This is a genomic window from Pseudoalteromonas prydzensis, from assembly GCF_011050055.1.
Taxonomy (GTDB): domain Bacteria; phylum Pseudomonadota; class Gammaproteobacteria; order Enterobacterales; family Alteromonadaceae; genus Pseudoalteromonas; species Pseudoalteromonas prydzensis_A.
In genome coordinates, this window is the sequence record NZ_DRGM01000076.1 from 12905 (window position 1) to 25645 (window position 12741).

11 protein-coding genes are annotated in these 12741 nt (G+C 42.7%); 6 read left to right on the forward strand and 5 right to left on the reverse strand.

The annotated features are described in order from the left end of the window. The first annotated feature begins 271 nt into the window (after positions 1–271). Complete coding sequence (locus ENH88_RS06645; protein WP_304180972.1) at positions 272–1462, forward strand: acyltransferase family protein; 1191 nt, start codon at positions 272–274, stop codon at positions 1460–1462. 6 nt (positions 1463–1468) lie between these two features. On the opposite strand, the gene ENH88_RS06650 is transcribed toward ENH88_RS06645, so the two are convergent. After that, positions 1469–4333 carry an FAD-binding and (Fe-S)-binding domain-containing protein gene (locus ENH88_RS06650; RefSeq protein WP_304180974.1) on the reverse strand — a complete coding sequence of 955 codons (2865 nt, stop codon included), beginning with the start codon at positions 4331–4333 and terminating at the stop codon, positions 1469–1471. Positions 4334–4707: 374 nt separating this feature from the next. On the opposite strand from ENH88_RS06650, the gene ENH88_RS06655 reads away from it, so the two are divergent. The 5 genes from ENH88_RS06655 to ENH88_RS06675 are packed head-to-tail and all read left to right on the forward strand — an operon-like array spanning position 4708 to position 9790. Further along, the gene (locus ENH88_RS06655) at positions 4708–6525 is read left to right on the forward strand and encodes a glycoside hydrolase family 3 protein (RefSeq protein ID WP_304180975.1); all 1818 of its coding nucleotides are present in this window, start codon (positions 4708–4710) and stop codon (positions 6523–6525) included. Positions 6526–6540: 15 nt separating this feature from the next. Further along, positions 6541–7338: a putative hydro-lyase gene (locus tag ENH88_RS06660; protein WP_304180976.1), complete on the forward strand. Its 798-nt coding sequence runs from the start codon at positions 6541–6543 to the stop codon at positions 7336–7338. Positions 7339–7350: 12 nt separating this feature from the next. Beyond that, positions 7351–8082: a 5-oxoprolinase subunit PxpA gene (locus tag ENH88_RS06665; RefSeq protein WP_304180978.1), complete on the forward strand. Its 732-nt coding sequence runs from the start codon at positions 7351–7353 to the stop codon at positions 8080–8082. Further along, positions 8067–8936: a glutamate cyclase domain-containing protein gene (locus tag ENH88_RS06670; protein WP_304180980.1), complete on the forward strand. Its 870-nt coding sequence runs from the start codon at positions 8067–8069 to the stop codon at positions 8934–8936. Before ENH88_RS06665 ends, ENH88_RS06670 begins: the two co-directional genes overlap by 16 nt. After that, positions 8933–9790 carry an aminotransferase class IV gene (locus tag ENH88_RS06675; RefSeq protein WP_304180982.1) on the forward strand — a complete coding sequence of 286 codons (858 nt, stop codon included), beginning with the start codon at positions 8933–8935 and terminating at the stop codon, positions 9788–9790. Before ENH88_RS06670 ends, ENH88_RS06675 begins: the two co-directional genes overlap by 4 nt. A gap of 123 nt (positions 9791–9913) precedes the next feature. Here ENH88_RS06675 and ENH88_RS06680 read toward each other — a convergent pair whose 3' ends face one another. The 4 genes from ENH88_RS06680 to ENH88_RS06695 form a co-directional block, all read right to left on the reverse strand. Continuing rightward, a complete protein-coding gene (locus ENH88_RS06680; RefSeq protein WP_304180984.1) occupies positions 9914–10894 on the reverse strand; it encodes a WD40 repeat domain-containing protein in 981 nt (326 codons plus the stop codon). An 86-nt stretch (positions 10895–10980) separates the two neighbouring features. After that, positions 10981–11553 carry an NAD(P)H-dependent oxidoreductase gene (locus ENH88_RS06685; protein WP_304180986.1) on the reverse strand — a complete coding sequence of 191 codons (573 nt, stop codon included), beginning with the start codon at positions 11551–11553 and terminating at the stop codon, positions 10981–10983. Between the two features lie 151 nt (positions 11554–11704). Then, positions 11705–11956 (reverse strand): MerR family DNA-binding transcriptional regulator, encoded by a 252-nt coding sequence (locus tag ENH88_RS06690; protein WP_304180988.1) that lies wholly within the window; start codon positions 11954–11956, stop codon positions 11705–11707. 3 nt (positions 11957–11959) lie between these two features. Then, positions 11960–12721: a polysaccharide deacetylase family protein gene (locus tag ENH88_RS06695; protein ID WP_304180989.1), complete on the reverse strand. Its 762-nt coding sequence runs from the start codon at positions 12719–12721 to the stop codon at positions 11960–11962. Between the last annotated feature and the right edge of the window lie 20 nt (positions 12722–12741).

Genomic DNA, 12741 nt, shown 5'->3' on the forward strand with positions numbered 1-12741 from the left:
CCTTGGCGATTATCTAAACAACCCATACTAGCAAGTTACTTTCACCAGCTCCAATTCAATTTGCTCTAAACTTGATTTAGCACAAGTTAACAGTGTATTTATTAACTTTTACTTGTTTTAATCGCTTACGCCAAGCGATTGCTGTTTCCCCCCATGCAAAAATCGACTCATAAGCTGGCGTCTTTTTAACAAAATAAGTGAAGAAAATTTACCTTGCGCCAAAAGAATAAATTATTACAATGAGTAGATAAATAACAAATAAAAGAACATTATGGTTAAACATCACTGCCAAAAAATATTACAGCAATTACCCAGTCATCGGTTGCTCGCCTTAGACGTGATGCGAGGGCTGACTATCGCGGCGATGATTTTAGTTAATAACCCAGGAAGTTGGTTATATCTATACTGGCCGCTTAAACATGCTGATTGGCATGGCCTCACACCCACTGATTTAATTTTCCCATTTTTTATTTTTATTGTTGGGATGTCGATCACGCTATCGGTTAATGCCATGCAGGCCAAAGCAATTACCAAGCAAAGCATACTCAGAGCTGGCGTAATACGTACGCTAAAGCTAATTGCATTAGGTTGGTTTTTAGCCCTGTTTTACTACAATTTTCGCGACCCTAATTTCAGCTGGCTAGATGAACGTTTAGCAGGTATTAGGATCATGGGCGTTTTACAACGCATCGGTCTAGTTTATCTCGTTGCCTTAGCTTGTTACCTTTATATAAAACCAAGGTATATTGCACTCACCTTTGTTAGCTTATTAATCGGGTACGGCACATTAATGGTATATATGCCCTATTCATTGCCTAACGGCGAAATCGTTAAAGGGCTGTGGTTACATGGTAATAATCTCAGCGCTTGGCTCGATAATTTACTACTTGGCGCACAACATGTTTACTATGCCAATGCTGAGCCTTTGCCGTTTGATCCTGAAGGTCTACTCTCAACCTTACCAGCCATAGCAACGGCGTTATCAGGGGTATTATGCGGATACTATATAAGTACTGAAAAAAACCTTGGCAAACAAGTCAAAATATTTACCATAGTGGCTATTACAAGCATTGTTTGCGGGTGCTTACTTTCATTTTTAACACCAATAAATAAAGCGCTATGGACGCCAAGCTATGTAATGATCAGCTCAGGACTCGCGATGTTGTGCTATGCACTGTGTAGCTATATTCTCGATATTCGTAAAGTTCGCTTATGGAGTGCGCCTTTTTTAGTGTTTGGTGCCAATGCGATTTTATTTTTTATGTTTGCCGGTGTGATTGCACGTATTCTAATTATGATCCCGGTTGGCGAAACGAGCTTAAAAGGTGTTATTTTTAGCAAAGCCCTGCAACCACTGTTAGGCAATTATTTAGGCTCATTTACCTTTTCATTGCTGTTTTTATCGCTTTCTTATTTAGTGATGTATGCCTGCTATAAACGCGGTATTTTTTGGAAAGTCTAAGCCTCATTAAGAGGCTACTTGGCTCACTTTATCCAGTAAATACAACACGGATTGATAATTAACGCCGCTGTGTTGGGTTAAGCCAATTTCACAGCTGCGACTATTAGAAATCCCCGAGCTGCAATTATTAGGCACTTGGCTGCGCAGTGTTTTTAATGCATTAGCGTTTAGCTCTGGTAAGTTAAAGCCTTTATCGCCGGCAAAACCACAACATTCAATATCGGCTGGAATAATCACCTCACTGCAACACGCTTTTGCTACATCCACCAATTGCTGTTCGCTGCCACGGCGTTTACTGCTGCACGTGACATGCAGCATTACCGGCTCTGATTGTGCTGTGAGCGTTAATTTAGGCAGTAAATATTGGTAAGCAAATTCGGCGCTTTCAAGCACAGTTAAGCCGCGCTGTTGCGCTGCTGCTGAGGTGGTTAACGCACATGGGCTGGCGTCAAAAATAATCGGATAACGGCCATGTTCAGAAAGTTGTTCAGCAATAGTGAGTAGCTGTTCAGCCTTGCTGGTTGCTTGTTTCGGCAAGCCTTTACTCGCAAATGGCATACCGCAGCATAGCTCGTTGACTTGCTCTGGTAGTAATAATTCAATTCCTGCTTTGCTCGTTAAACTGTGCATGACTTGCATGATTGAGCGTTGATCCAGCGCAGTTTCATCTGGGGCAAAGACGCGACTAGCACAGCTTGGCAAGTACACCACTTTATCAAGCTGCGTTGATGCAATGTCGTTACGGTTAATTGGCTGCTCACCTCGCGGCCACGCGGAATAATAAAGCGGTGTGCCAAGCAACTTGTTTGCAGGTTTAGTTAAGCTGCGCAGCATTGGCGCACCAATAATATTACGTATCACAGCCAGACTGGTTAAGCCAAACCGTGCCGTGCTGGCAACTGCTGCAAAGTGTTTTACCGCAAAATTAGCCGCGTAACGGGCTGTTTTATTATCGCGTAATTGCTGTGTTCGTAATGACTTAATAAATTCGCCTGTATTGATCCCAACCGGGCACTTCATGCCACATAATCCGGTTGCGGCGCAGCTGTCTATGCCTAAGTATTGAAAGTCATTTTCAATACTTTTTAATTGCCGATTAAGTTGCTGTTTAACGCTTAAGTCGTCGGTTATGGCTAATGTATTAACTAATTCAGTGCGGCGCCGCCATAAGGTGATCCGCTGGCGAGGCGTTAAGGTCAGCCCTTTTGATGGGCAGACTGTTTCGCAAAAACCACACTCAATACATTTGTCGATGATGTCGTCGCTGCTGGGCATGGATTTTAAATGTTGGATGTGGCAATTTTCATCTGCATTGATGATCACCCCTGGGTTTAAGATATTATCTTCATCAAACAGTTGCTTAATACGCTGCATCACCGCAAAACCATCAGCCCCCCACTCGGTGGCCACAAACGGTGCCATATTACGCCCTGTGCCATGCTCGGCTTTTAATGAACCATTCAGCTCTACCGCAACCAATTGCGATACATCCTGCATAAATTGCTCATAACGCGCTACTTGCGCTGGTGTATCAAAAGCTTGAGTAAACACAAAGTGCAAATTACCTGCTAACGCATGACCAAAAATAATCGCTTCATCGTAGCTGTATTTATCAAATAACTGGTGCAGTGCCTGCACGCCTTGCGCTAACACGTCCAGTTCAAACGCCACGTCTTCGATGATCACTGTGGTGCCATTCTCTCGTACAGCCCCTACAGCAGGAAAAGTTCCTTTACGAATATTCCACAAAAGCGCATTGCGTTTTACATCCGTTGAAAACGCCATTGTCACTAATTGATGAGCGCTGAATTTTGCCACTAGTTCATCAACTTGTTGTTGTAAATCAGCCAACTTAACGGCATCTTCCGCGCGCACCTCAATCAGTAGTGCCGCGCTATCGGCTGGATAACTGTGTACATCTTTAGGCATAATGGCATGTTGTGCCACCGATATCAGTGAGCGTTTATCCAGTAACTCAACCGCCGCGACATCCAAGCTTGCCAGCTGTTTTACCAATTCACAGACTTGGCTTATATCGTCAAAAATAATAAACGCGGTGCTTTTATGGGCATGTTCAACCACCGTATGATAAGTAATATCAGCAATGAATCCGAGTGTGCCTTCCGAGCCAATCATTAAATGTTTAATAATTTCAATGGGATCTTGGTAATCAAGTAACGCATTTAGGCCATAACCAGTGGTATTTTTTAACCGATATTTATGCGCAATGCGCTGCGCTAACTGAGGATTACTGCTGACCTCGTGGGCAAGTTCAGTGATATCCTTAATAAACTGCTGATGAGTTTGTAAAAATTCAGCACGACTTTGCTGACAACGGGTATCAAGTACTGCGCCGTCAGCGAAGATTAAGGTCATGTCCTTTACTGTATGGTAACTATTTTGTGCAACCCCACAACACATACCAGAGGAGTTATTAGCCGCCATACCGGCAATTTTACAACTATTGATTGAGGCCGGATCAGGGCCAATTTTACGGCCAAAAGGGGCCAGCAACTGATTAACGCGAGCACCAATAATGGCAGGCTCTAAGCGAATAGTATGACCTTGGTTTTCAATTTCATAACCTGACCATGAGTCGGCAAGTAATACCAACACTGAGTCAGTGATAGCTTGCCCAGATAAACTGGTGCCCGCGGCGCGAAAAGTAATCGCGATTTTATGCGTGGCGGCGGCACTAATAACTTGTTGCGCTTGACGTTGATCGCTAACTAATACCACTAATTGCGGCACTAAACGATAGAAACTAGCATCGGTGCCAAAAGCATAGCGCCTAGCGTAATCTTCAATAAACGCCGAGGCAGGCAGCTTATCACTGAGTTGTTGTTGAAATAGTGTCAGTGCTGTTGCCATTATTTGCCCCTTTGCGTTCTATTAATTAACTCGCTTGGCGACCCACCAAGCATTATGGAATATATTATTACTTGAAATAAGAGCGAATTACCATTAATAAAAGCCTATGTAATATTAATTTTTTTCATCTAAATAACTATTACGCCTTAATATTTATGTAATGTTAAGGCAAGCATGTGATTCGTCGGTGGTTTTTGCAGTTCTGAAAAAAAACCGTTAACGTGGCAAAAATATGTTGTATTTTAATCCAAAATGGCATTACCATCAGGAATAAAATATTCACAATTAAAATAAGCAATTCAGCTTTGGAGCCTACTGTGTTAAATAAGTTTGCCATATCATCAATTCTCTTTGGATTAGGGTGTTTATTACCAATGAAATCGACCTTTGCAGCGACCAATTTAACCCTTGAGCAACAGCTTGGCCAAAAGCTGATGCTCGATTTTCGTTATTATTGTGAGCAAGACAGCGAGCACACACCTGAGCAAAAATGCCGCAATGCAGTGACTGAATTACCTGCAGATTTAGCCAAACTGATCACTAAACATAATATTGGTGGTGTGATTTTATTTGCTGAAAATATCGATAATATTGCACAAATCGTTAAATTAAATAATGCGATGCAGCAAGCTGCAGCACAGTCGAGCTTAGGTGCACCGCTATTTATCTCAATTGACCAAGAAGGCGGACGTGTTGCACGTATTCCTCGTGATGTCGCCACCTCATTTACCGGTAATATGTCAATTGGCGCAAGTTATGCGGTTCACGGCACCAAGTTTGCTACACAATCTGCGCAAGTGATTGCAGATGAATTAAAAGCCATTGGTGTTAATGTTAACTACGCACCGACTGTTGATGTCAATATGAATCCTGATAACCCGGTTATTAATGTACGCTCATATGGTGAAGATCCGACACTAGTGAGCATCTTAGGCGGCGCACAAGTTGCTGGTTTTGAAAGCAATGGCGTAATTACCTCACTGAAGCATTTTCCGGGTCACGGCGATACCAACGTGGATAGTCATACTGGCTTACCAAAAGTAATGCATGACAAAGAAACTATTTGGGAAAAAGATTTACCGCCATTTCAATCGATCATAAAAAATCAAAACCCAGGCATGATCATGACTGCGCATATTCAATACCCTGCACTGGATAGCAGTACTTTTGTTAGTAAAGATGGCAAAACCATGATCAAACCCGCCACCATGTCGCATAAAATCATCAGCGAATTATTACGTGATGAAATGGGCTATCAAGGTGTGGTGATCACTGATGCGCTAGATATGGCCGGTATTAGCCACTTTTTTGAGCCAATCGAAGCGGTTGTGAATACCTTTGCCGCGGGTGTCGATATTGCATTAATGCCGATTGAAATTCGCAGTCGAAAAGATTTAGTGGTACTTGATCAACTCATTACTCGCTTAGTCAGTGAAGTTAAAAACGGTAATTTAAACGCCGATGAAGTCGCCACATCGGCACAACGCATCATCAATTTAAAAAATAAATTTAAACTCTCGACTGAACTTGACGAATCAGTAGCCATGCAAAAAGCGCAGCTTATTTTAGGTGATGAAAGCCATCGTAACATAGAAGCTGAACTAGCACTTGCTGCCATTACTGAAGTTAAAAATGACCAGCACACTTTACCAATTAAGCTGAGCACGAACAGTAAAGTACATATCATCATGCCCGATACCCGTAAGTGTCTCGCGTTACAGCAAGCAATGCAGGAACACACGCAGCAGCTCGTTTCGTTTAGTTGTACCAGCTTGCAAGGCTTTGAACCGATTGCAACATTAAAAGCGCTTAACGAAGCAGATATCATCATCGCGGGTCATGCTTCACCAAATCAAAGTGCGGTTGAAGTGGGAGGGATGGATGATCTCTCAGACAATCCAAGCTTCGCGATTGCTCAAGCAGAACAAGGTCCGGCACTTGAAAAACTGCTTCAGCAAGCGCAACAGGCCAATAAGAAAACCGTTTTTGTGAGCTTGCGGGCACCGTATGATATTGCCACATTTGGCCAATATGCGGATGCAATTTTAGCAACTTATGCGTATAACATAGATGTAGATAATAATGTTAAAGTAGCAGGACCGGCTTTTACAGCCCTTGCAAAAGTACTAGTTGGGAAAAAACCAGCACAAGGTACTTTACCTGTTACCGTAAACGGCATTAATAACAACTAAGTTTAAGAGGATACTATGCAACATAACGCATCACTTACGACGCCTTACGCTATTCGAAATATGATCCGTAATGAAGATTACACCGGTCATACGTCAGGGTTTGTGCCTGGTTTTGTACAAGCTAATTTAGTGATTTTACCCCAGAAGTATGCGTTGGATTTTTTACAATTTTGCCAAGCGAATAAAAAGTCATGCCCGATTATTGCAACCAGCCGATTAGCGGGTGCTACCAGTATTCCTAATGTCGCTCATGATTTAGACATTCGTACTGATTTACCGCGCTACCACATTTTTAAGAATGGCCAATTGATTAAAGAGGTCACTAATATCAAAGAGCAATGGCGCGATGATTTAGTCACTTTTTTAATTGGTTGCTCATTCTCATTTGAAGAGCCATTAAAAGCAGCAGGAATAGAAATACGCAATATTACAGAAAATAAAAATGTGCCTATGTACATGACCAATATTCCGTGTGAAAGTGCCGGCATATTCCACTCTAACATGGTAGTGAGTATGCGACCGATGAAACCTGCGGATGCGATTCGTGCGATTCAAATTTGCAGTCGCTTTCCTGATGTACATGGGGCACCGGTGCATTTCGGCGATCCTGCGGCAATTGGCATTAAAGATATTTACCGCCCTAATTTTGGTGAGTCTGTCACCATTAAAGAAGGCGAAGTGCCGGTATTTTGGGCGTGTGGCGTCACTCCTCAAATAGCCATAGCGAATGCCGCGCCTGATTTTTGTATCACACATAGCCCCGGGCATATGTTGATCACCGATATTCAAAATGCCCATATTTCGGCTTTTTAAACGGAAACAATAATGAAGCTCAATTGTGATTTAGGTGAAAGCTTTGGCGCATGGCAAATGGGTCTTGATAAAGAAGTCATGCCGCATATTGATATGGCAAATATCGCCTGTGGTTTCCATGGCGGTGATAGCGATGTGATGGCCAACACCTTGAAGCTCGCTAAACAACATAAGGTACTGATTGGTGCTCACCCAAGCTACCCTGATAGACAAGGGTTTGGCCGTCGCTCGATGGCGTTAACAGCGCAAGAGCTAAGCAACTGCCTACATTATCAAATAGCCGCTATTGAAGGCATGGCAAAAGTACAAGGCCTCACTTTAGAGTACGTAAAGCCACATGGCGCTTTATACAACGATATGATGGTTGATGAAACATTATTGACCACTGTGATGCAAGCTGTTGCCAGTTATCCAAGTGCATTAAAGTTAATGATACTTGCTAGTGCAAACGCTGAGCAGCATCAGCAATTGGCCCAGCAATACCAACTGGAGTTAATTTTAGAAGCGTTTGCTGATCGCCAGTACACCGATGAAGGCCTGCTCGTTTCACGAAAAATGGCTGGCAGTGTGCATGATAAGCCTGCATTGATCGCACAAGTTAAACAGTTACTTGCTACAGGCTGTGTAACTACCCGCTCTGGTAAGCAATTACCACTGCATGCCGATAGTTTATGCGTACACGGCGATAACGCCGCAGGTATTGCCCTCATTGCAGAGATCAAAGCACTATGTCACAGCAACTAAGTGATGTGCAATTCAGCCAAGTAATCGAAACCATGATGGTTGAACAAAACCTTCGGGGCATGCAAACTCTCTATGCTCATCAGCAGACAGGGACTTACCTACGCGCTGCAAAATCGTTGTTTGCAGCAAAAAACACGGTGCTAATTGGTACCGGCTTTGCGGTAAAACAAACCTTTGAAACCGACGGCCCAGTTGGTGCTATTGCTTTATACAATGCATTGCAGGCGCTTGGCAAACACCCCATATTAGTGTGTGGCAACCCCCTTTACAGTGCGTTAAAAGCTGATTTTAACTGCTTTGAATTACCACTTAATAACTTTACCGACGCAATGACCTTTAGCCAAAAGGCGCTGACTGAATTAAAGCCAGACTGCGTACTTTCAATCGAGCGACCGGGGCTGTGTCATGGTAATAAATACTACAACATGCGTGGTATCGATATCTCTGCTGATTGTGGCTGCTTTGATTTTTTTATTACTCAAGCCCCCTGCCCTACCGTTGCAATTGGTGATGGTGGCAATGAAATTGGCATGGGCAACTTATCTCAGTATATGACTGAGCTGAGCATTATGCCGAGCCTAACCTGTTGTGATGAATTGTTATTGGCTGATGTCTCAAACTGGGCAGCCTACGGCATCATTGCGTTGTTAAGCCGCTGGTGTGGCCAAGATTTACTCGCAGCTGTCGCCCCCCTCGCCATCCTGCAATACTTGAGTGAACGCGGCAGCATTGATGGTGTTACCCACAAGAATGAATTAACCGAAGATGGCCTGCATGCGATGCATGGTCAACAACTCATCGCAAGACTACGTCAGCTTAGCGGTGATGCCAATCAGAATGAGGATTTACAATGAGCACGGTGTATTTAAACGGCGATTATATGAGTGCTGAGCACGCAAAAATATCACCAATGGACAGAGGATTTTTATTTGGTGATGGCATCTACGAAGTGATCCCAGCCTACCATGGCAAGATGCTTGGTTTTGCGGCACATATAGAACGCATGAATAACGGTTTAAATGAGCTGGAAATTAACTTAGATTATACAACCGATCAATGGCGTGAAATCTGCCAGCAACTGTGCGAAAAAAACCAAGGTGATAACTTAGGTATTTATTTACATGTTAGTCGCGGCGCTGATACCAAGCGTGCTCATGCTTATCCTCACGGCATAACAGCAACAGTATTTGCTTACGCGTTCGAAATTCCAGCACAGCCTGTTTGCGACATAGACAAAGCTAAAACCTATACGGTATCCGTTGAGCAAGATAAGCGCTGGCAACGTTGTCACATCAAATCAACCGCTTTGCTTGGCAATGTTATTCACTATCAACATGGTGCGGCAGCGGGTAACAATGAAACTATTCTATTTAACCGCTTAGATGAACTTACCGAAGCAAGTTCAAGCAATGTATTTATTGTTAAAGATGGCGTGATCAGCACACCACCTCTGGATAACCAAATATTACCGGGGATCACTCGCTGGTTAATTTTGACGATATTACATAGCCACAGTGACTTTAAGGTCCAACAGCGCATTATTACTAAGCAGGAGTTATTTGCTGCCGATGAAGTGTGGATCACCAGCGCCACAAAAGAAGTTGGCCCAGTGGTAAAACTCAACGGGCACCCGGTTGCTAATGGCAAGCCAGGCAAAATATGGCAACAAGTGCAAAGCTTATTTACTAAGCATAAGTTTGATTATTAATAGCGGTAAGCGGTAAGCGGTAAGCTGTAAGCTGTAAGCTGTAAGCTGTAAGCTGTAAGCTGTAATTATAAAAGCCGTGTTTGTTAAATCAACACGGCTTATTAAATCCAATTAAATGCTGACTTACTTAGGCTGATACGGCCAAACTTCTCGTACTCCATCACTGTTTTCGCTGACCATGTTTTTATTTTCTTTATCATACGCAACCGCTAAAACTGAGCCACGAATGCGCTGTTGTGCTGCTTTATATTCAGCGAGCAATGTACCGTCTTGCACCCGCCATAATTGCAATGTGCTGTTTGGCGAACCCGTTAAAAACCACTTATTATTATTGATAAATCGCGAATGATTAAACTCGATAAAATTAGCAAATATATTTAACTGCGCTTGCTCAGTGCCCGTTTTTAAATCAACAAATACACGATCATCAACAGAATCAATGGCAAAACCTAACGTTGCATTTTCGTTCATGCTAACGTGGTTAACACGTGTCGCTAATTTAAATTTTTGCAAAATAGCGCCATCATCAGTTGACCATAAATAAGCAAATTTATCGCTGGAACCCGTGAATGCTGTTTGGCCATCAGCAGATAACGCGACAGAATTAATATCCAGACGATGTATTTGAAATAGCGTATTTTGCTTAGTGTTGGTGTTGATCACATCAGCTTCACCGCTGCGATAAGCGACCACCATTAATTGACCATTTGCTGATAGTGCGATATCACGGGCAATGTTTTGCCCTGTTGACCAACTACCAAGTAACTGCCCAGTTTTAACCGAAAATAAGTGCACTGACATCCGGTTAGAAATATAAAATTTAGTTTTATCATCGCTAACCCCAACCAACTCAACATGCTTAGCATCATCACCGGTTATACAGTTAAACAAGGTCTTCTTAATCGTGTTGTCCCATACACACACCTTACCTTGCTCTGAAACAACACTTAGCTGGCCGTCATTCGATAATGCGACTGACTCAACAATCTCTTGCGTATGACGAAATTGTGATGTTGACGAAGCTTCAAAGACAGGCTCACCTGAGCAGCCAACCAGTACTGATAAAATCCCTGTTAAGCCGAGTTTTGAAATATAAAAACGCACACCTATTCTCACTTATATTATTGTTATTAGACGCGGCTCTAAACTCTTACAAGCTATCAAAGTACCGCGATAGCAACGCTATATTCTCATTTCATCGCCATTTTAGCTATCTGCTTTAACCACTTAGCCCGCTGCTCTGTGGTTGAACTGATTATTGGGCCAATATACGTCATCGAAACAACTTTAATGCCACAAAAGCCTAAAATAGTGTGTTTTAACTGCTTTGTCACAGAGTCGCCTTGAAAATAACGATAATAAAACGGAGGTGTATCAAGCGTTAAAACAACTTCTGCGGTGCGCCCTTTCAGCAGTTTATCGGGGATGGTTTTATTAGGCTGATATCTAAATGCAAAACCAGATAGAAAAGTACGGTCGATCAAGCCTTTAAATTTGGCTGGTAACCCGCCCCACCAAACGGGAATAAACAATACAATATGTTCAGCCCATTGTAACTTTGCTTGAAACTCGACTAAATCCGGCTCCAATCGCTGTTCACTGCTATAGCCCTCACTTAAGTCGGGGTTAAACTGCATCGTATTGAGAGAAAGATAGTGCACATCACTTCCACTATGACATGACGCAATATAAGCTGTTCCCAATGAGCCACAAAAACTGCTGCTTTTTGGATTTGCATCAATCACTAATATATTTTTTTTCATGCTAACTACTCCTTTAAAAGCAGCAGCATACACCCTCCCCTAAAGGGTAGAGTCAAGCCTATCTAAACAATTTTTTATATCTTGATGGTAATATTCTAGCAATTTTTCTTGTTCCCGCAGCGCAGCAATAGCGATCAACACTTGCTGCTTTTTATCTTCTAGCAAAGCCATTACCACAGGCCCAATCTAAGTCATGGCGAGTAACTTTTAAATCTTTTAGCTGAGTTAAGCTTAACCCTAATAACTGTGCTCGTTTTATCAGCGTCACAAACTCCACATCAGCGTTTTCATAAATACGGTAACTCCCTTGACGTTTTATGTTCGTCAGTAGACCTATCCTTTCATAATGCCTAATTGCTTTAATTGACACTCCTGAACGCTTTGCCATCTCACCAATATACACCAGTCACTCCTTAGTCTGTTTGTTCATAATATTAATATAGGAGTCAACATAGTAGCGTTCTTTATTAGCAGCTAAATAGTCTAACAGCTGTGCGTGCGCTGCAACTGATACACTCAAATGATCACCACCGACGCCATGAAAAAGCATATTAATCAGCTGTACTTCCTCGGGTACATTTTTCACATAATCAATCAATTGTTGCCCAGTTACACTTGATGGCGCCCATAGTACTGAACGGCCATTATCGTCATCAAGCCCTTTGATAGCTATAAAATGCGCTCGTAACGGCGCTATGAAGTCGCTTTGGGCAGCTTGGGTATCAAAGCAAGGGGGCGTGAATGTACGCTGCGTTTTGCCATCAAGTGCTTGTAAGAATACATTCGCCGTTAGCACTTCACGTATCGCGCGTTCAGCGGTGTAATTATCAAGGTTTTGCTCTTCGCTAACCCATTCTCGCGATGCTTTGGATGCGCTGCAGGGATGAAATAAACTGTGATTACCAAGTTCATGCCCCTCACTTGCTAGTGCTTGCCATTCACCCATACGTGATTGCACATTCGCTGAGTTTGGAACTATATAAAATGATGCTTTAAAGTTATATTTATTAAGTGCAGGTACTGCGTTATCGAGCTGACTCGCTAACGCGTCATCATAAGAAAGGCTAACAGCGATTTTATTGTCTGGCCAGGTTGGTATTCGTTGCGCGTTAGCCGCAGGGAAACTAAACCCTGCGAATAACGCCATCAAAACCGTTATTTTAGTCATGCTTTTACCGTTAAATTGCA

Coding starts and splice junctions, on each gene's coding strand:
- ENH88_RS06645 (WP_304180972.1), top strand. CDS start 272: ATGGTTAAACATCACTGCCAAAAAATATTACAGCAATTACCCAGTCAT.
- ENH88_RS06650 (WP_304180974.1), bottom strand. CDS start 4,333: ATGGCAACAGCACTGACACTATTTCAACAACAACTCAGTGATAAGCTG.
- ENH88_RS06655 (WP_304180975.1), top strand. CDS start 4,708: ATGAAATCGACCTTTGCAGCGACCAATTTAACCCTTGAGCAACAGCTT.
- ENH88_RS06660 (WP_304180976.1), top strand. CDS start 6,541: ATGCAACATAACGCATCACTTACGACGCCTTACGCTATTCGAAATATG.
- ENH88_RS06665 (WP_304180978.1), top strand. CDS start 7,351: ATGAAGCTCAATTGTGATTTAGGTGAAAGCTTTGGCGCATGGCAAATG.
- ENH88_RS06670 (WP_304180980.1), top strand. CDS start 8,067: ATGTCACAGCAACTAAGTGATGTGCAATTCAGCCAAGTAATCGAAACC.
- ENH88_RS06675 (WP_304180982.1), top strand. CDS start 8,933: ATGAGCACGGTGTATTTAAACGGCGATTATATGAGTGCTGAGCACGCA.
- ENH88_RS06685 (WP_304180986.1), bottom strand. CDS start 11,553: ATGAAAAAAAATATATTAGTGATTGATGCAAATCCAAAAAGCAGCAGT.
- ENH88_RS06695 (WP_304180989.1), bottom strand. CDS start 12,721: ATGACTAAAATAACGGTTTTGATGGCGTTATTCGCAGGGTTTAGTTTC.